Origin of the sequence: Protaetiibacter mangrovi (genome assembly GCF_024752305.1) — a bacterium.
GTDB lineage: Bacteria > Actinomycetota > Actinomycetes > Actinomycetales > Microbacteriaceae > Homoserinibacter > Homoserinibacter mangrovi.
In genome coordinates, this window is the sequence record NZ_JANTHX010000008.1 from 585,517 (window position 1) to 604,662 (window position 19,146).

The 19,146-nt window shown below is 72.4% G+C and carries 16 protein-coding genes; 10 read left to right on the top strand and 6 right to left on the bottom strand.

The genetic code is table 11. The annotated features are described in order from the left end of the window. The first annotated feature begins 3 nt into the window (after positions 1 to 3). The 3 genes from NUH29_RS14230 to NUH29_RS14240 are packed head-to-tail and all read left to right on the top strand — an operon-like array spanning position 4 to position 1,813. Positions 4 to 528, top strand: coding sequence for a signal peptidase I (locus NUH29_RS14230; RefSeq protein WP_258799905.1), 525 nt, complete (start codon positions 4 to 6; stop codon positions 526 to 528). Further along, the gene (locus NUH29_RS14235; protein ID WP_258799906.1) at positions 525 to 1,061 is read left to right on the top strand and encodes a hypothetical protein; all 537 of its coding nucleotides are present in this window, start codon (positions 525 to 527) and stop codon (positions 1,059 to 1,061) included. Before NUH29_RS14230 ends, NUH29_RS14235 begins: the two co-directional genes overlap by 4 nt. Positions 1,062 to 1,069: 8 nt before the next feature. Next, the gene (locus tag NUH29_RS14240; RefSeq protein ID WP_258799907.1) at positions 1,070 to 1,813 is read left to right on the top strand and encodes a YaaA family protein; all 744 of its coding nucleotides are present in this window, start codon (positions 1,070 to 1,072) and stop codon (positions 1,811 to 1,813) included. Here the strand turns inward: NUH29_RS14240 and NUH29_RS14245 are convergent. Further along, entirely contained in the window at positions 1,810 to 2,400 is a 591-nt protein-coding gene (locus NUH29_RS14245) for a DNA-3-methyladenine glycosylase I (protein WP_308445779.1), read from the bottom strand. The genes NUH29_RS14240 and NUH29_RS14245 overlap by 4 nt on opposite strands. Further along, on the bottom strand, positions 2,397 to 2,966 hold the full coding sequence (locus NUH29_RS14250) for a methylated-DNA--[protein]-cysteine S-methyltransferase (RefSeq protein WP_258799908.1): 570 nt from the start codon (positions 2,964 to 2,966) through the stop codon (positions 2,397 to 2,399). The genes NUH29_RS14245 and NUH29_RS14250 overlap by 4 nt, the downstream gene beginning before the upstream one ends. Before the next feature lie 107 nt (positions 2,967 to 3,073). Between NUH29_RS14250 and NUH29_RS14255 the strand changes: the two genes are divergently transcribed. Then, positions 3,074 to 4,033, top strand: coding sequence for an aldo/keto reductase (locus NUH29_RS14255; protein ID WP_258799909.1), 960 nt, complete (start codon positions 3,074 to 3,076; stop codon positions 4,031 to 4,033). 3 nt (positions 4,034 to 4,036) lie between these two features. On the opposite strand, the gene NUH29_RS14260 is transcribed toward NUH29_RS14255, so the two are convergent. The 4 genes from NUH29_RS14260 to NUH29_RS14275 all read right to left on the bottom strand — a co-directional run bounded on the left by NUH29_RS14260 (position 4,037) and on the right by NUH29_RS14275 (position 7,917). After that, entirely contained in the window at positions 4,037 to 4,588 is a 552-nt protein-coding gene (locus tag NUH29_RS14260) for a TspO/MBR family protein (RefSeq protein ID WP_258799910.1), read from the bottom strand. A gap of 72 nt (positions 4,589 to 4,660) precedes the next feature. Beyond that, positions 4,661 to 6,031 (bottom strand): NAD(P)/FAD-dependent oxidoreductase, encoded by a 1,371-nt coding sequence (locus NUH29_RS14265; protein ID WP_258799911.1) that lies wholly within the window; start codon positions 6,029 to 6,031, stop codon positions 4,661 to 4,663. Between the two features lie 7 nt (positions 6,032 to 6,038). Beyond that, positions 6,039 to 7,442 (bottom strand): aspartate aminotransferase family protein, encoded by a 1,404-nt coding sequence (locus NUH29_RS14270; RefSeq protein WP_258799912.1) that lies wholly within the window; start codon positions 7,440 to 7,442, stop codon positions 6,039 to 6,041. Between the two features lie 7 nt (positions 7,443 to 7,449). Continuing rightward, the gene (locus NUH29_RS14275; protein WP_258799913.1) at positions 7,450 to 7,917 is read right to left on the bottom strand and encodes an Lrp/AsnC family transcriptional regulator; all 468 of its coding nucleotides are present in this window, start codon (positions 7,915 to 7,917) and stop codon (positions 7,450 to 7,452) included. Positions 7,918 to 8,031: 114 nt separating this feature from the next. On the opposite strand from NUH29_RS14275, the gene NUH29_RS14280 reads away from it, so the two are divergent. From NUH29_RS14280 to NUH29_RS14305, 6 genes are all read left to right on the top strand, one after another. After that, complete coding sequence (locus tag NUH29_RS14280; protein WP_258799914.1) at positions 8,032 to 9,468, top strand: aminobutyraldehyde dehydrogenase; 1,437 nt, start codon at positions 8,032 to 8,034, stop codon at positions 9,466 to 9,468. Between the two features lie 83 nt (positions 9,469 to 9,551). Beyond that, positions 9,552 to 10,100, top strand: coding sequence for a hypothetical protein (locus NUH29_RS14285; RefSeq protein WP_258799915.1), 549 nt, complete (start codon positions 9,552 to 9,554; stop codon positions 10,098 to 10,100). Beyond that, positions 10,097 to 10,933 carry a PP2C family protein-serine/threonine phosphatase gene (locus NUH29_RS14290; protein ID WP_258799916.1) on the top strand — a complete coding sequence of 279 codons (837 nt, stop codon included), beginning with the start codon at positions 10,097 to 10,099 and terminating at the stop codon, positions 10,931 to 10,933. Before NUH29_RS14285 ends, NUH29_RS14290 begins: the two co-directional genes overlap by 4 nt. 3 nt (positions 10,934 to 10,936) lie before the next feature. After that, the gene (locus NUH29_RS14295) at positions 10,937 to 12,379 is read left to right on the top strand and encodes a serine/threonine-protein kinase (RefSeq protein WP_258799917.1); all 1,443 of its coding nucleotides are present in this window, start codon (positions 10,937 to 10,939) and stop codon (positions 12,377 to 12,379) included. Positions 12,380 to 12,382: 3 nt separating this feature from the next. Next, on the top strand, positions 12,383 to 18,334 hold the full coding sequence (locus tag NUH29_RS14300) for an Ig-like domain-containing protein (RefSeq protein WP_258799918.1): 5,952 nt from the start codon (positions 12,383 to 12,385) through the stop codon (positions 18,332 to 18,334). Positions 18,335 to 18,372: 38 nt separating this feature from the next. Beyond that, on the top strand, positions 18,373 to 19,146 hold a 774-nt coding region (locus NUH29_RS14305), incomplete at its 3' end, for an AAA family ATPase (protein ID WP_258799919.1).

Genomic DNA, 19,146 nt, shown 5'->3' on the forward strand with positions numbered 1-19,146 from the left:
GTCGTGACCACCCTCCTGCGTGTCGCAGGCGAGGCCCTGGTGTGGGTGCTCGCCGTGGTCGGCGTGCTCGCGGGCGGGGTGTGGATCGCCAACCAGGCCGGGCTCGTGCAACCGCTGCTCGTCGTCTCGGGGTCGATGTCGCCGACGATCCGCCAGGGCGATCTGCTGTTCGCCGTGCGCCAGGATGTCGGCGAGCTCGAGGTCGGCGAGGTGGTCACCCTGCAGGACCCCCGGGTCGACCGCCTCGTGACGCACCGCATCGTCGGCATCGATCGCGTGGGGGGCGGCGTCGACATCCGGATGCAGGGCGACGCCAACGGGACTCCGGACCCGGCCCCGTACCGCGTGGCGGCGGATGCGCGGGTGTGGCACCCGGTGCTGACCCTCCCGGGCGTCGGCGACCTCGTCATCACCGTGTCGCGTCCCGTCGTCGGCATCCCGCTGGTGATCGGGCTCGTCGCGCTCGTCGCGCTGAGCGTCACCTCCGGGGGGCGGCGGCGACCGGGGGAGCGGAAGGCGGCGACATGACGCGTGCTCGGCTCCCCGCGCGCCTCGGCGCGGCATTGCTCGTGCTGGGTGCGCTCGTCGCCTGCGTGGGCGGGGCCCTCCTCCCCGCATCCACGGCCCGCTCGGCGCCTGCGCTCCAGTTCGTGCTCGACTTCGGCCGGCTGGATCCGGGCGCCACGGCGACCCGCACGGGAGAGGCTGCGCTCGCGCGCGACGCCACGCTCGTCGCCTTCTCGTGGGTCGAGCGCGACGGGGTCCTCGTCGACGCCGTGCTGGACGTCGACGTGTGCGGCGCGGGGGTCGCCTGCGCCCCGGTCTCGTCGGCGGTGGGGTCGGCCTTCGGTGCGGGCCGGGTGAGCGTGACGGTCACCGCGCGGCTGGCCGACGACGTCGATCCGGGGGGAGAGGGGACGGCGATCGGGGTCCTCACCTTCCAGGCCGACGACCTGGCGCCGACCGGCCCGGATCCGCTGGGGTGCCTCCTCCTCGGCGGGATCCTGCTCACGGTCGGCGCCGGCCTCGCCCTGGTCTCGGGGCGCCCCCGCCCGTCGTAGGCTGGCGTGTGCTCATCCTGCTGCCCCCGTCGGAGACCAAGCGGGAGGGCGGCGTCGAGGGCAGTCGCCTGCGGGTGTCCGAGCTCGGGTTCCGGGAGCTCGCCGCGGCGCGGCGCCGCGCCATGACCGCCCTCGAGGAGCTCGCACGCGACCCGGCCGCGTCGGCGCGCGCGCTGGGCCTCGGCCCGCGCCAGCAGGCCGAGGTGCTGCGGAACTTGCGCGTGCGCCGTTCACCGGTGCGTCCCGCGATCGACCGCTACGACGGGGTCCTCTACGACGCCCTCGACGCGCCGTCGCTCCCGGATGCGGCGCGTGCGTTCGCGCACCGGCACCTGGCGATCGCCTCCGCGCTGTTCGGCCTGACGCGCGCGCTCGACCCGATCCCCGCCTATCGGCTCTCGGCCGACTCCCGGCTGCCGGGTGTCGGCATGCGGGCCCTCTGGTCGGCGCCCGTGTCGGCGATCGTGGCCCGGGAACCCGGGCTCGTGCTCGACCTGCGCTCGGAGGCGTACGCCGCCTTCGGTCCCGCACCGTCGCGCCCGGACAGCGTCTTCGTACGGGTCGTCACCGACGAGGGCGGTCGCCGGCGCGCGCTCAACCACTTCAACAAGGCGGGCAAGGGGCGCCTGGTGCGGGCCATGCTGCTCGCCGGGATCGATCACCCGGATGCCGCGAGTCTGCGCGCGTGGGCGGGCGACGCCGGGTTCGTTCTCGAGCCGGGCGCCCCGGGCGAGCTCGAGCTCGTCGTCTAGCGCTCGGCCCGGTGGCAGCCGGCCACGTGGTCGTCGACGAGTCCCGCCGACTGCATGAGGGCGTACATCGTGGTGGGTCCCACGAAGCGGTAGCCGAGCTTCTTGAGCGCGCGGCTCAGCTCGGTCGCCTCGGGCGTGACCGCGGGGATGTCGCCGAGCGTCGCCGGGCGGTGCGACCGAGGGGGTGGCGCGAACGACCAGACGAGGCGGTCGAGCGCGCCCGGATCCGCGGTGACGAGCGCGCGGGTGACGCGCGCGTTCGAGATCGTCGCCTCGACCTTCGCCCGGTTGCGGATGATGCCGGCGTCGCCCATCAGCCGCGCGACGTCGTCGTCGCCGAACTCGGCCACGGCATCGATGTCGAACTGCCGGAACGCGGCGCGGAAGGTCGGTCGGCGCCGCAGGATCGTGATCCAGGACAGCCCCGCCTGGAACCCCTCGAGCGCGAGCTTCTCGAACAGCGCACGGTCGCCGTGCAGGGGCCGGCCCCACTCCTCGTCGTGGTAGCGGCGGTACTCGGGGTCGTCGCCGACCCAGCCGCAGCGCGCCAGCCCGTCGTCGGCGACGAGCAGGTCGGCCCGGGTCACGCGGCCGGATCCGTCGCGGCGAACAGCTCGAGCGGCGTCTCGGCGGGGCGGGTGCCCGAGGCGTGCGGGATGCCCTCGTGGTCGAGCAGCCAGGTCTTGGTCGGGATGCCCTCGCCACCCGAGTAGCCGGTGATGACGCCGTTCGCGCCGAGCACCCGGTGGCACGGCACGATGATCGGCACCGGGTTCGCCCCGACGGCGCCGCCGACCGCGCGACCGGCGGTCGCGCGCCCCGTCGCGTGACCGAGCTCGCCGTAGGAGATCACCTCGCCCCACTGGAGCTCGACGAGCTGCTCCCACACCTCGCGCTGGAAGGCGGTCCCCGCGAGCGACACCGGCACGTCGAAGTCCCGCCGCCTCCCGGCGAAGTACTCCTCGAGCTGGGAGACCGCCCGGTCGGTGACGGCGTCGGGGCGCTCGTCGAGCTCGTCGTGGGGCAGCAGGCCGTCGCGCTCGATCGAGAGCGCGACGATCGCGGCGCCGTCTCCGACCACCTCGATGCGCCCGATGGGGCTGTCGAGGCGGCGGAGCGCCAGGGGGTCGGACGACACGGAGGGGCTGGTCATGGCACGAGCGTAACCCCGACCCGCGACACCCACCGGCGGGAATCGGACATCGCGGACGGGCACGCGGGCGGCCGGTCGGGGGAGGAGCGGACGCGTAGGCTCGCGACATGGAGATGCGCGAGCTCGGCCCGTCGGAACTGCTCGTCTCGGTCGTCGGTCTGGGGTGCAACAACCTCGGCCGCCCCGGCACCCGCACCGAGACCCTGGAGGGCGCCACCGCGGTGGTGACCGCCGCACTCGACGCGGGCGTGACCTTCTTCGACACCGCCGACATCTACGGATCGGGATACGGGGTGAGCGAGACGCTGCTCGGCGAGGCTCTCCGCGGGCGTCGCGACGAGGCGGTCGTCGCCACCAAGTTCGGTCACCAGGACTACCCATCGCCCCTGGCCGAGCTGGGCCCCCGCGGCGGCCGGGCGTACATCCGCGCCGCCGTCGAGGGGTCGCTCGCCCGGCTCCGGACGGACCGCATCGACCTCTATCAACTGCACACCCCCGACCCGTCGACGCCCGTCGAGGAGACGCTCGCCGCGCTCGACGAGCTCGTGCGCGAGGGCAAGGTGCGCGCGATCGGGCACTCGAACCTCGACGGCGGCGCGATCCGCGAGGCCGACGTCGCGGCGACGCGGGCCGGCACGGTGCGCTTCGCCTCGGCGCAGAACGAGTACAGCCTGCTCGCGCGCGCGGTCGAGGACGACGTGCTGCCCGCGGTGCGGGAGCGCGGGCTCGGGTTCCTCCCGTACTTCCCGCTCGCGAACGGCCTCTTCACCGGCAAGTTCAGCCGCACCGAACGGCCCGCCGACTCCCGGATCGCGCGCCAGCGCCCGCACATCGCGGACGACGCCCCGTGGGACGCGATCGAGGCGTTCGAGGCCTTCGCCGCCGAGCGCGGGATCGGCATCCTGGAGGCGACCTTCGGCTGGCTGCTCGCCCGGGCCGAGCTCTCGAGTGTGATCGCCGGCGCGACGCGTCCGGATCAGATCGCGTCGAACGCCCGCGCGGGTTCGGGATGGCGGCCGACGCCCGACGAGGTCGCGGCGATCGACGCCCTGTTCCCGCGGTCGTGACGCTCAGCCCGCGTACGCGGCGACCGTGGCGTTGAGCCCGGCGGCGAACACCAGCCAGCCGAGGTAGGGCCACAGCAGCACGGACGCCGGTCGGCTCACCGGCCAGAAGCGCAGCGCGGTGAACATCGCGGTCCCGAAGAGCGCCACGATGATCGCGAAGGCGAGCCAGAGCGCCGCGGCGCCCCACGCCGGGTAGAGCGCGAAGAACACCGGCGTCCAGGCGGCGTTGAGCGCGAGCTGCACGAGGTACGCCGCGATCGCCGAGCGCACGTCGACCTCGTGGCGTCGTCGCCAGACGAGCCAGGCGGCGACCGCCATCGCGAGGTAGAGCGCCGTCCACACGGGCGCGAAGACGATGTCGGGCGGCGTCCAGGCCGGCTTGTCGGCCAGTGCGTACCAGCCCGACACGTTCCGCATCGTCGCGATGGCACCGCCCATGCCGACGGTCGAGGTGAGCATCACCGAGCCGAGCAGCACCAGCGTCGACACGGCCGGATGCGTCTCCCGGCGCGAGTGGGCGGGAGGCGCGTCCGCGGCGGCGCTGTCGGTGCTCATCGGGGCCACGCTAGCCCCGCCGCCCGTCCGGGTCAGCCCCCTTGACGCGGCGCCGTCCGGGTGCTGCGACGCTCAGTGCCCGACCAGCGGACCCATCACCTTCGCCACGAGCGAGCCGCGGCCGGTGAGCCGCTCCTCCTGGTCGGCGGCCGTCATCGCCACGAGTCCCGCGTTGGCGCCCGCGAAGCGCAGCGGCTCGGGCTCCCAGTCGGGCGAGCGGTGGCCGACCCACGGCAGGCGGACCAGCTCGGAGTCGGTGCCGCTCAGCAGGTCGGCGAGCGTGCGCCCGGCGAGGTTCGTCGTCGACAGGCCGTCACCGACGTAGCCGCCCGCCCACCCGATCCGCGTCTCGGGGTCGTAGCGCACCGCCGCGTGCCAGTCGCGCGGCACGCCGAGCGGGCCTCCCCAGGTGTGCGTGACCCGGGCGTCGCCGATCGCGGGGAACAGCTCGCCGAGGGTGCGGCGCAGGTGCGCGAACACCCGGTCGACGCGGTCGTACTCCGGCCGGATCGCGCTGCCCCAGTGGTAGCGGGCTCCGCGCCCGCCGAAGGCGAAGCGGTCGTCGGCGGTGCGCTGTCCGTAGACGATGAGGTTGCGGTAGTCGCTGAAGGTGCGGCCGTGCGGGATGCCGACCTCGTCCCAGAAGGCGGTGGGAAGCGTCTCGGTCGCGATCATGAGGGAGTACAGCGGCAGGATGCGACGGTGCGTCTGCCGGAAGCCCGCGCCGTAGCCCTCGAGCGCGATCACCGCCCGATCGCAGGAGACGACCCCGCGGTCCGTCGCCACCCGACCCGGCGACACCTCGAGGGCGGTCGTGCCCTCCGCGATGCGGACACCGCGCGCCTCCAGCGCCGCCGCGAGACCGCGCACGAGCTTGGCCGGGTGCACGCGCGCGCAGTTCGGGTCGAAGACGCCGCCCGTCGCCCCCGCGGCGTGCACGCGATCCCGACCCCACCACTCGAGCGGGTCCGTGCCGAAGTCCGCGGCCTCCTCGACCTCGGCCCGCGCCGCGCGCTCCTGCACGCCGGAGCGCGCGTAGACGAGCGTGCCCCCGCGGACGAAGTCGCAGTCGACGCCGGCCCGGGCGGCGGCCCGGCCGACCTCGTCGACGGTCGCGATCATGGCGCGGCGCATGGCGGCCGCGGCATCGCGCCCGTGCGCCTTCTCGAGCGAGGCGGCGGAACGCGGGAAGAGCGCGGAGCACCATCCGCCGTTGCGGCCCGAGGCGCCGAAACCGGCGATCTCCTTCTCGACGACGAGGATGCGCGCGTCGGGCTCCCGCTCGTGCAGGTACCAGGCCGTCCAGAGCCCGGTCAGGCCCCCGCCGACCACGACCACGTCGGCATCCGTGTCGCCGTCGAGTGCGGCGCGCGGCTCGAGGGCGTCGCCCGCCGAGGCCGCCGAGTCGTGCCAGTACGACAGTCCGCGGTACGCCGCGTTCACGGGCGGCTCAGAGCCGGGACCAGGCCTCGGTGAGCACCGAGCGCAGGATCCCCTCGATCTCGTCGAACTCGGCCGGCCCGATCGTGAGCGGCGGCGCGAGCTGCACGACGGGGTCGCCGCGGTCGTCGGCGCGGCAGTAGAGCCCCGCCTCGAAGAGCGCCTTCGAGAGGAAGCCGCGCAGCAGACGCTCCGACTCGTCGTCGTCGAACGTCTCGCGGGTCGCCTTGTCCTTCACGAGCTCGATGCCGAAGAAGTAGCCGTCGCCCCGCACGTCGCCGACGATCGGCAGGTCGAGCAGCCTCTCGAGGGCCGAGCGGAAGATCGGCGAGTTCTGCTTGACCCGCTCGACCAGCCCCTCCTCCTCGAAGATCGCGAGGTTCTCCAGTGCCACGGCCGCCGACACCGGGTGACCGCCGAAGGTGTACCCGTGGTAGAACGCCGTCGTGCCGTGGCGGAACGGCTCGTACAGCCGGTCGCTCACGATGCAGGCGCCGATGGGGGAGTAGCCGCTCGTCATGCCCTTGGCGCAGGTGATCATGTCGGGGCGGATGTCGTAGGTCGTCGAGGCGAACATGTCGCCGATGCGTCCGAATCCGGTGATGACCTCGTCGGCGACCAGCAGCACGTCGTACTTGTCGCAGATCTCGCGCACCCGCTGGAAGTAGCCGGGGGGCGGCGGGAAGCACCCGCCAGAGTTCTGCACGGGCTCCAGGAACACGGCCGCGACGGTCTCCGGGCCCTCGAAGAGGATCATCTCCTCGATGCGGTTCGCCGCCCACCGGCCGAAGCCCTCGAGGCTCTGGCCCTCGTAGCCCATCTCCGCGGCGCGGTAGAAGTTGGTGTTCGGCACCCGGAAGCCGCCCGGGGTGATCGGCTCGAACATCTCCTTCATCGCGGGGATGCCGGTGATCGCGAGCGCCCCCTGCGGGGTGCCGTGGTACGCCACGTAGCGGGAGATGACCTTGTGCTTGGTCGGCCGGCCCTGCAGCTTCCAGTAGTACTTGGCGAGCTTGAAGGCCGTCTCGACCGCCTCGCCGCCGCCGGTGGTGAAGAACACCCGGTTGAGGTCGCCCGGCGCGTAGTCGGCGAGCCGGTCGGCCAGCTCGATCGCCGCGGGGTGCGCGTAGGACCACAGCGGGAAGAACGCGAGCTCCTCCGCCTGCTTCGCGGCGACCTCGGCGAGGCGCTTGCGGCCGTGGCCGGCGTTCACGACGAAGAGCCCCGAGAGGCCGTCGAAGTAGCGGGTGCCGTGCGAGTCCCAGATGTGGTGGCCCTCGCCCTTCACGATGATGGGCGCACCGTGCTCCTCGAGCACGGACTGGCGTGCGAAGTGCATCCAGAGGTGGTCCTTGGCCTTCTGCTGCAGCTCCTGCTCGGTCTGCGCGCTCAGGGCGTTGTCGATCATGGTCATGGTGCGATCACCTGGTTCCCCAGTTGTAGAGCTGCTTCTGCAGCTTCAGATAGACGAAGGTCTCGGTCGACTGGACGCCGTCGATGCGCCGGATGCGCTCGTTGAGCAGCTCGATGAGGTCGTCGTCGTCCTCGCAGACGACCTCGGCGAGCACGTCGAAGCTGCCGGCCGTGAGCACGACGTAGTCGACGGCGTCGATCTCGGCGAGGCGGGCCGCCACCATCCGGCTGTCGCCGGTGACGCGCACGCCCACCATCGCCTGACGGTAGAAGCCGAGCTGCATGGGGTCGGTCACCGCGACGACCTGCATGACCCCCGCCTCGGTGAGCTTCTGCACGCGCTGGCGCACGGCCGCCTCGGACAGCCCGACCGCCTTGCCGATCTCGGCGTAGGAGCGGCGACCGTCCTCCTGGAGCTGCTCGATGATCGCCTTCGACACGTCGTCGAGGGCGAGCGGGCGGCTTCGGGGCGTCATGCGCTCGATTCTCTCACCTCCGAGAGGCTCTGACAATCGAATCCGCAATCCGAGAGTGTCGTGGCGACGAAATCAGCAGTTCCGGGTGCCGTCCGAAGCGATTAGGGTGAGCACATGGCCGAACGGATCCTGCGCAACTTCATCAACGGCGAGTACGTCGACGCCCGCGGCGACGACAGCTTCGCGGTCATCGACCCGGCGACCGAGCAGAGCTACGCGAGCTCGCCGGTCTCCGGGCAGGCGGATGTCGACGCGGCGTTCGCCGCGGCCGCCGGCGCCTTCGAGACCTGGGGCGAGACGACCCCCGCCGAGCGGCAGCTCGCCCTGTTCCGCATCGCGGACAGGATGGAGGAGCGCGCGGAGGAGTTCGCCGACCTGGAGTCCCAGGACACCGGCAAGCCGCGCACGACCCTCGTCGACGACGAGATCATGCTGTCGGTCGACCAGATCCGCTTCTTCGCCGGTGCCGCGCGGAACCTCGAGGGCCGCGCGAGCGCCGAGTACATGGCCGACCACACGAGCTCGATCCGGCGCGAGCCGATCGGCGTCGTCGGGCAGGTCACCCCGTGGAACTACCCGCTCAACATGGCGGTCTGGAAGTTCGCCCCCGCCGTCGCGGCCGGCAACACCACGGTGCTGAAGCCCTCGGACACCACGCCCCAGTCGACCCTGTTGCTCGCCGAGATCTGCGCCGAGTTCCTCCCCGCGGGCGTCGTCAACGTCATCACGGGCGACCGCACCACGGGCGCCAGGATGGTCGAGCACCGCACCCCGCAGATGGTGTCGATCACGGGGTCCGTCCGGGCGGGCATGGAGGTCGCGAAGGCGGCGTCCGCCGACCTCAAGCGCGTGCATCTCGAGCTCGGCGGCAAGGCGCCGGTGATCGTCTTCCCCGACGCCGACATGGCCAGGGCGGCCGAGGGCATCGCGACCGCCGGGTACTTCAACGCGGGTCAGGACTGCACCGCAGCCACGCGCGTGCTCGTGCACCGCGACGCGCACGACGCCTTCGTCGCGGCCCTCGCGGCCTACGTCGCCGAGAACGTGACGACGGGCGCCCCGAGCGACCCCGACACCTTCTTCGGCCCGGTCAACAACGCGAACCAGCTGGAGCGGGTGATGGGCATGATCGACGCCCTGCCCTCCCACGCCGAGATCGTCGCCGGCGGCCGCCGCAAGGACGGCGCGGGCTACTTCATCGAGCCGACCATCGTCGACGCCCTGCAGCAGGACGACGACGCGATCCAGACCGAGATCTTCGGACCCGTCATCACGGTGCAGACCTTCTCCGACGAGGCCGAGGCCCTCGCCTGGGCGAACGGCGTGCAGTACGGGCTCTCCTCGAGCGTGTGGACCGGCGATCACGGCCGTGCGATGCGCTTCGCCAAGCACCTCGACTTCGGCTGCGTGTGGATCAACACCCACATCCCGCTCGTCGCCGAGATGCCGCACGGCGGCTTCAAGCACTCCGGCTACGGCAAGGACCTGTCGATGTACGGCTTCGAGGACTACACGCGCATCAAGCACGTCATGAGCTACATCGGGGAGTGACCCGACCTCACCCCCTCGGGGGATACGGGCCCGCCGTGCGTACGCGGGAGAATGGTGCGACGAGGGAGGGGGGTGACGCGCGCGTGCACGAGAGCAGCGACGACACGGTCCCGCACGCGGTGCGCGAGAGACTCGCCCGCTCCGTCGTCGACGTCGACGAGGTCGAGGTCGCCCTCGGCGACACGATCGTGCGGGGGTCCGCACCGCGGCCCCGCCGCCCGGCGGTGCCCGAGCTCCCGCCCGTGCCGACAGCGCTGCGCCCCCACCATCGCATCCGCGTCGGCCAGGACGAGCCGATCACGCTCGACCACCCCGTCCACATCGGGCGGCGACCGCGGGCGCAGCGCGTACCGAGCGCGAGCGCACCGCATCTCGTGTCGGTGGCCAGCCCCGCCGGCGGCATCTCGGCGACGCACCTCGAGCTGCGCGAGCAGGGGGCGGTGGTCGTCGCGACCGACATGCGCACGCTCAACGGCAGCGAGGTGCGGGTGCCCGGATCTCCCGTACAGGCACTGCGGCGCGGGGAGTCGGTGGTCGTGACGCCCGGCACCCGCATCGACCTCGGCGAGGGGGTCGTCGTGGAGGTGCTGGGGCCGGAGCGGCCGCGGCCCCGGACGGAGCGGCTCCCGTGACGCGGCACGGCGACGACGTCGCGGGACACCGCTTCGCGATCCCCGGACGACCGGACGAGCACATCACCCTCTCCTGGGCGGCCGTCACCGACGTGGGGCGCCGCCGCCAGGCGAACGAGGACAGCCTGATCGTGCAGCCGCCGGTGTTCGCCGTCGCCGACGGGATGGGCGGTCACGCGGCGGGGGACCGCGCGAGCGCCGCGGTCGTCGACCGGCTGCACGCGCTCGCGGGGCGCGACGACGTCGACGAGGCGGTGGTCCGCGAGGCTCTCGGGCTCGCCGCGGGCGACATCGACACGCTCGCGGCCGACCTGCCGCTCGGCGCGGGGACCACGGTGACAGGCGCGGTGCTCGACCTGGCGGGCGCCGAACCGGGATTCGTGGTCTTCAACGTCGGCGACAGCCGCGTCTACGGCTTCCTGCGCAACGAGCTCGTGCAGGTGACCCACGACCACTCGGTCGTCCAGGAGCTCGTCGACGCCGGGCTGCTCTCGGCCGCGGATGCCGAGTCGCACCCGGAGTCGAACGTCGTGACCCGGGCCCTCGGCTTCCGCGAGGTCCCGCGACCCGACTACTGGACGGTCCCCATCCGGGTGGGCCTGCGCCTGCTGCTGTGCTCGGACGGGCTCACCAAGGAGCTCGACGCGGATCGTCTGCGTCTGCACCTCTCGGCCCGGCTGTCGGCGTCCGAGACGGCCGCCGCCCTCGTCGACGCGGCACTCGCGGCCGGGGGGCGCGACAACGTGACGGTCGTCATCGTCGACGTGCTCGATGCGCCCGAACCCGCAGGAAGCGGCCTCTACAATGAAGGCTCGGCGGGGACGAGGGGGTAGGTCGTGGTGCGACGTCTTCCCTCCCAGCCGCCCGTGCTGCCGGGCTTCTCGTACGTGCACGTGCTGGGATCCGGCGGCTTCGCGGACGTGTTCCTCTACGAGCAGAACATGCCGCGGCGCCAGGTGGCGGTGAAGGTCATGCTGAGCGAGGTCGTGAACGACCAGGTGCGCCAGATGTTCCAGGCCGAGGCGAACCTGATGGCGCAGCTCAGCACGCATCCGTCGATCCTCACGGTCTACCAGGCGAGCGTCTCGAGCGACGGGCGCCCGTATCTCGTGATGGAGCTCTGCTCGTCGTCGCTCTCGGAGCGGTACCGGCGCGAACCGATCCCGGTTCCCGAGGTGCTGCGGATCGCGATCAAGATCGGCTCGGCCGTCGAGACCGCGCACCGCGCCGGGGTGCTGCACCGCGACATCAAGCCCTCGAACATCCTCCAGACGGCATACGGGCACCCGGTGCTGTCCGACTTCGGCATCGCCTCGACCCTCGGCGGGCAGAAGGACGAGAACTCGGTCGGACTGTCGATCCCCTGGTCGGCACCCGAGGTGCTGCTCGACGAGACGCCCGGATCGATCGCCTCGGAGGTGTGGTCGCTCGCCGCGACGACGTATTCGCTGCTGGCGGGGCGATCGCCCTTCGAGGTGCCGGGCGGGGCGAACTCGTCGAGCGACCTCATGGGGCGCATCGCCCGCGCCAAGCCGCAGGCCATCGGCCGCCCCGACGTGCCCGCGAGCCTCGAGGCGCTGCTGCGGCGGGGCATGTCGCGCCGGCCCGAGCAGCGGCCGGAGAGCGCCCTCGAGTTCGTGCGCGAGCTGCAGCTCGTCGAGACGGAGCTCGGCCTGCCGCAGACGGCGGCCGAGATCGCCATGGACGACTGGGCGCTCGGGACCGTGGCCGACCAGGAGGAGCGCACGCGCCTGCGCCCGGTGAGCACCGGATCCGCACCGCCGAAGGCGGGACGTCGGCGCCGCCGCCCCGTGCCCAGCGAGCCGTACGCCCCCGTCGGCACCGTGCGCGACCGGAGCGCGCCCGACGGGCCGTTCTCGCGGAGCGCACCCGGGGCGGCCGGGACCGGCTTCCGCCGGATGGCGTGGGCGCTCGCCGCCGCGGCCGCGCTCGTGACGGTGCTCGGCACGGTCGCGCTCGTCGTGCTCGTGCGGGCCGTGGGCGACGGCATCCCCGTGGTGAGCGACATCCAGGCGGACGTCCAGAGCGGTGGGAGGGTCGAGTTCAGCTGGCCCGACCCGGGCATCTCCGACGGCGACCGCTATCAGATCACCGTGACCGACGACGGGGTCCGGTCCACCCCGGCGCTGCAGTCGGCCAGCCGCTTCGTGGTCGACACCGACGCCGGACACGACGTCTGCGTGACGGTCGTCGTCAACCGCGACGGGACCACCGGTGCGGCGAGTGCCGAGAAGTGCGTCGACGTCGTCGAGGATTGACCTGTGCGCACCTGGTTCGCCGCCCATCGCTCGCTCGTCGCCACGGTGACGAGCGGCACGGTGGTGACCGCCGTGGTGGCGACCCTGGCGATCGTCTCGACGGGCTACTCCGCCCAGCGGATGGATCTGAGCGATCCGTCGGTGTGGGTCACGAGCTCCGTGCAGAACGCGATCGGGCGCGCCAACACCGACGTCTTCGAGCTCGACAGCGTCGTCGCGGTGGACGCGGCGTCGCCCCAGCTCGTGCAGTCCGGATCGACGGTGCTGCTCGTGGACAGCGCGAGCGCCACCGTCCGGCAGCTCGACCCGGCCACCGCGACGCTCGGCGACGACATCGCGCTCCCACCCCAGGATCCCGAGCTGCTGCTCGCGGGCGATCGCGTCGTCATCGTCGCCCGCGCGACGGGTGAGGTCTGGTTCGTGCCGCTCGCCGACCTCGGCTCCTTCGACGCCGCATCCCCCGCCGCGCTGAGCCTCGGCACGGACGCCGTGGTCGCCGTCACCGAGACGGGCGCGGTGCTCGCCTACGTGCCGGAGGCCGCGCAGCTGTGGCGGGTGGACGCCGACGAGGACACGGTCGGCGAACGCTCCGACATCGCCTGGGGCCCGGATGCGGCGGCCACCGACACCGTCCAGGTGACGGCGGTGGGGGAGCGCTGGGCCGTGCTCGACACCACGACCGACGAGCTGGCGACGGCCGCAGGCGTGCGCGGGCTGAGCACCGCGCTCGCCGGGGCGGGGGTGCGTCTGCAGCAGCCCGGTCCCGCGAACTCGCGGGTGCTCGTCGCGCACTCGCAGGGCCTCGTGGCCGCCGACATGGACGGCGGCGACCCGACGGTGCTCGTCGACGACGCCTCGGGCGTTCCCGCCGAGCCGGTGGTCGTCGACGGCTGCCGCTACGCCGCGTGGAGCTCGGGCACCGCCTGGCGACGGTGCGGCTCCGACGACCCCGCGCGGCTGCCGTTGTCGGGGATGCCGGGCGGGCCCACCCTGCGGTTCGCGGTGAACGGGGCCAACGTCGCCCTCAACGACGCCGTGGGGGGCTCGAGCTGGGCGGTGCAGGCCGACGGCGAGCTCATCGACAACTGGGACGAGCTGATCACGGACGACCAGCAGCAGGAGGAGCAGCCGCAGGCCACCGACGACACGCCCCCGCAGCTCGAGGAGATCCAGCAGCCCCCCGTCGCCGTCGACGACACCTTCGGGGCCCGACCGGGTCGGGCCAGCGTGCTCCCGGTGCTGCTGAACGACTACGACCCGAACGGCGACGTGCTCGTCGTGACCTCCGTCGACGCCATCGACGACTCGGTCGGACGGATCGACCTGGTGAGCCGCAACCAGCAGCTCCAGCTGACCCTCACCGCCGAGGCGAGCGGCACGATCGTGTTCGGGTACTCCATCTCCGACGGTCGCGGCGGGTCGGCGTCGGCGATCGTGACGGTCGAGGTGCGCACCCCCGACCAGAACTCGCCGCCGAGGCAGGTGCGGACCTCGAAGGCGACCGTCGGGCAGGGCGGTCGCGTCTCCACGCAGGTCAGCGGCGACTGGATCGACCCGGACGGCGACGCGATCTTCGTCACGGGCGCCGCGACCGCGGACCCGGATCAGGTGAGCTTCAAGCCGGAGGGCGTCGTCATCTTCACCGACGGCGGCGCCGCGACGGGGGTGAAGACCGTCACGGTGACGGTGTCCGACGGCCGGGATGCCACCAACGGCGCCCTCCAGGTCACGGTCAAGTCGCGCGGAGACGTCGACATCGTCGTCGAGCCCTGGGTCGCGCTCGCCTCGGCGGGCGACGAGATCACGGTGCGTCCCCTCCAGCACGTGCGCGGCGGCAACGCCACCATCCGTCTCGGCGGCGTGCCCCCGAAGGCCGGCACCACGATCGTCGCGAGCTTCGAGGCCGGCACCTTCACCTTCCGCTCCGATCAGGTGGGCACCCATTACGTCGAGTTCACGGTGACCGACGGCACCCAGACCGCCACCGGGACCGTCCGCATCGACGTCTCCGCGCCCGCCGACGCCTCCACCCGGCCGATCACGGTGCCGAAGACGATGTTCATCACCTCGCAGAGCTCGCAGACCGTGGATCCGCCGACGACCGACATCGACCCCGCGGGCGGCGTGCTCGTGGTCACCGGGGTCATGAACGTCCCCGCCGGCTCCGGCCTCCAGGTGGAGGTGCTCGATCAGCGACGCATCCGGGTGACCCTCACGGCGCCGCTCGACGACAGCGTCACCTTCAACTACCGCATCAGCAACGGCCTGGCGGAGGCGCAGGGCACGATCACGGTCGTCGAGATCCCGCACCCGCTGCGGCTGCAGCCGCCGATCGCGACCGACGACGAGGTGACGGTGCGGGTCGGCGACGTCATCGACATCCCCGTGCTCGACAACGACGAGCAGCCCGACGGCGAGGAGATCACGCTCCAGCCCGATCTCGCTCAGCCGCTCCCCGCCGACGCGGGCCTCCTGTTCGCGTCGGGCGATCGGCTGCGCTACCTGGCGCCCGAGACGGCGGGCAACTACACGGCGATCTACACGATCTCCGGCACCGACGGGCAGACGGCTCAGGCGCGCGTGCTCATCTCGGTGCGCGAGCGCAACCTCGCCACCAACAACCCGCCGGTTCCGCTCACCGTGACGGCGCGCGTGCTCGCCGGGCAGACGGTGCGCATCGACATCCCGACGAGCGGGGTCGACCCGGACGGCGACGCCGTGCAGCTGGTGGGCCAGGTGACCAACCCGGAGAAGGGCAGCGTGCTCTCGGTCGAGGGCAGCACGATCCTCTACCAGGCCGGCGACTACTCCTCGGGCACGGACGTCTTCCAGTACGCCGTCGTCGACGGACTCGGCGCGCGCGCCACCGGCACGATCCGGGTGGGCATCTCGCCGGCTCTCGAGGGCGCGCGCAACCCGGTCGCCAACCTCGACTCGGTGCTCGTGCGACCCGGTCGCACGGTCTCGGTGCGTCCCCTCCTCAACGACTCGGATCCGGACGGCTCGGCGCTCACCATCCGCCAGGTCGAGCCCAACGGCGCCGACATCACGGCCGAGATCGTCGGAGACGACGTCGTGAAGATCACCCCGCCGGCGGTGCCGGGCGACTACAGCGTGATCTACACGATCGAGAACCAGACGGGCGGCACGAGCTCGAACTTCATCCGGGTGACGGTCGATCCGGACGCGCCGCTCTCGCGGCCGACCGCGGAGGACTCGGTGCTGAGCGTGACCGACGTGCTCGACCGCACCACCGTCGACGTCTCGGTGCTCGACAAGGTCTTCTTCGCCGACGGCGAGGTGTCGGAGCTCGGCGTCGAGCTCGTGCCCGGCTACGCGTCGTCGGCGGAGGTGCTGCCGAACAAGCGCATCCGGGTGACGATCGAGGACCGCAGCCAGATCATCCCGTTCGCCGTGGTGCACCCCGACAACAGCGCGATCCGCACCTACGCGTTCATCCGGGTGCCCGGCTACGACGACGCGCTGCCGCAGGTGAACACCAAGGCGCCGCTGCTGGTCGTCAAGAGCGAGTCGACGCTGACGATCCAGTTGTCGGAGTACGTGGTGGCGCTCGGCGGCTCGCGGGTGCGGCTCACCGACTCCAGCACGGTGCGCGCCACGCATGCCAACGGGGATTCGCTCGTCGTGGACGAGGACACCCTGCAGTACACCTCGGCCGACCGGTACTGGGGGCCGGCGTCGATCACCTTCGAGGTCACCGACGGCGGCTCGGCGTCCGACCCGGACGGGCACGTGACCACGCTGTCGCTGCCGATCACGGTCGAACCGCGCGACAACCAGCCGCCCGTGTTCACGGGGGCGGTGGTCGAGTTCGAACCGGGTCAGGAGAAGGAGCTCGACCTCGTCAAGCTCACCAAGTACCCGTACGACGACGACATCGACGAGCTCACCTACACGGTGCTGGATCCGCTGCCCGCCGGCTTCAGCTACGAGCTGAACGGCCAGCGGCTGGTGCTGCGCGCCGACCCCTCCGCGGTCAAGGGCAGCACGACGAGCATCACGCTCGCGGTGCGCGACGCCATCAAGGACGGCCAGTCGGGCCGCGTGCAGCTGCGCGTGGTGCCCTCGACACGCCCGCTCGCGAAACCGGTCGCCGACCAGGCGATCGCGAAGCGCGGCGCCACGACGGTCGTCGACGTACTCGCCAACGACAACGCGACGAACCCGTTCCCGAACGTGCCGCTGCGCGTCGTCGACATCCGCGGCCTCGACGGGGCGGCGGTGCCGGCGGGTATCACCATCACGCCGAGCGCCGATCGCTCCCGCCTGTCGGTGACCGTCGCGGACACCGCGGAGCCCGTGGACGTCACCCTGCAGTACGAGGTGGCCGACGCGACGGGCGACGTGGACCGCTACGTGTGGGGACTCGTGACGATCTCGGTGCAGGACGTGCCCGACCCCGTCACCAATCTGCGCGTCACCGAGTTCGGCGACCGGCTGCTGAAGCTCGGCTGGGCGCCGGGGCCCTTCAACAACTCGCCCATCAGCGAGTACCGGGTCACGCTGTCGAGCGCGGCCACCGGATCGGTGCTCTCGACCACCAGCTGCACCATCACGGTGGGATGCGCGGTGACGACCCCCGGCAACGGACCGGACAACGCGGTCCGCATCAGCGTGGTCGCGGTCAACGCGATCGGCGAGTCGGACCCCACCCAGCTCCCCGGCACGATCTGGTCGGATGTCATCCCGCCGCCGCCGAGCGCCGTCACGGCGACCCCCGTCGACCACGGCCTCCGGGTGGTGTGGCGCAAGCCCGCCGCGACGGCCGGCACCCCCATCGACAGCTACCTCGTCACGGTGGGCGGGCTGACCGCCACGGTGTCCGTCTCGGCGGACGACGCGGTCGGCACGGAGTACACCCGGATCATCTCGAACCCCGGGATCGCGAACGGTGCGGCCGTCGCGTTCTCGGTGAGCGCGCGCAACAAGGCGCCGAACTCTCTCGCGACCTGGAACGAGGCGGGCGGCAGCGCCACGCCCGCGGGCGCCCCGATCCTCATCGCGAGCCCCACCGCCTCCGCCTCGACCACCGACGGGACGACCGCGACGATCGCGTGGGCGGGCGCCTTCGACGCGAACGGCAAGGCGATCTCGAACTACTTCGTGGCCCGCCACGACGGTGCGGCGCCGGCGTGCACGGTGACGGGCGTCGACACCGGATCGCCGACGCTGTCGCCACCCACGGGCGACGTGCAGACGCTCGGCGGCACCGCGGCATCCGCGACGTTCACGGGCCTCTCCGCGAACACCACCTACACCTTCACGGTCTACGCCTACAACGGACAGGGGTGCACGGTGTCCGGATCCGTCACCGCGACCCCGCGGGCCGCGCCGGGCGACGTGGCGGGCATCGGGCTCGTCGGCCCGCTGTCGAGCGGCACGGGCACCTGGGACTTCCGGCTCACCGGTTTCACCATCCCGAGCGGCTCGAGCGACGTCGACGGGTTCCAGTACCGGCTGTCCGGCGGCACGACCGACGGATCCGAGTACTCGGGCACTCCGGGCGCGGGGTTCCTCACGGCCAACGGAACGCAGTACGGCAACAGCATCTCGGTGCAGGTCAAGGCGTGCAAGCAGTACCCGGAGGTGCGGCTGTGCAGCCCGAACTGGTCGCCCGTGATCGGCGTGGGCGTGCCGGTGCGCATCGAGATGAGCGGGCTGCAGGCGATCGAGACGGTGCCGCCGGTCACCGCGCTGTCCCCGGGCCAGGGCTACTGGGTCTGGACGGGCGGGCCGACGCCGATCGGCAGCGTCCCCGGCTACGACACGGTCGACATCACGTGCGGTCCCGACGACGATCCCGCCACCGCGAACCAGTGCGAGGTCGTCGGGGGAGGGGTGCTCGGCAACGCCTATCCCGACCTCACCGTCACGGTGACCGCCAACGGCACGAGCTATACGCGAACATACCTCTGGACGGAGACCCCGCATTGACCCGACAGCCGGCCCCCAACGATCCGAGAGGACTTCCCATGACGATGACGCCCGAGCAGGCGAGCGGCTTCCATGAGACGTTCGGGCGCCTCGTGTCCGGCGTCGAGCAGGTGCTGCTCGGCAAGACCTTCGTGGTGCGCCTCGGGTTCATCGCCCTCTTCAGCGAGGGGCACCTGCTGCTCGAGGACTACCCGGGAACCGGCAAGACCTCGCTCGCACGGGCGATCGCGCAGAGCCTCGACGGCACGAGCAACCGCATCCAGTTCACCCCGGACCTTCTGCCGGGCGACATCACCGGCGTCAGCATCTACGACCAGCGCACGGGGCGCTTCGACTTCCACCAGGGTCCCGTGTTCGCCAACGTCGTGCTCGCCGACGAGATCAACCGCGCGAGCCCCAAGACCCAGGCCGCGCTGCTCGAGGTGATGGAGGAGGGTCGGGTGACCGTGGACGGCGCCACCCATCCGGTGGACGCCCCGTTCATGGTGATCGCGACGCAGAACCCGATCGAGCAGGCGGGCACCTACCGGCTGCCCGAAGCCCAGCTCGACCGCTTCCTGCTGAAGGCGTCGATCGGCTACCCGGACCACGCCGCCACCGTGCGCATCCTGGAGGGCGCCGGGGTGCGCGCCCACGACACGGTGATCCCCTCGGTCATCTCGGCCGCCGAGGTGGTGGAGCTCGCCGCGCTCGTGCGGACGGTGCACGTCGACCCCTCGATCAACGACTACGTCTCCCGACTCGCGGAGGCGACCCGCTCGGCCACGGAGGTGCGTCTCGGCGTGAGCGTGCGCGGCGCCCTCGCGCTCGTG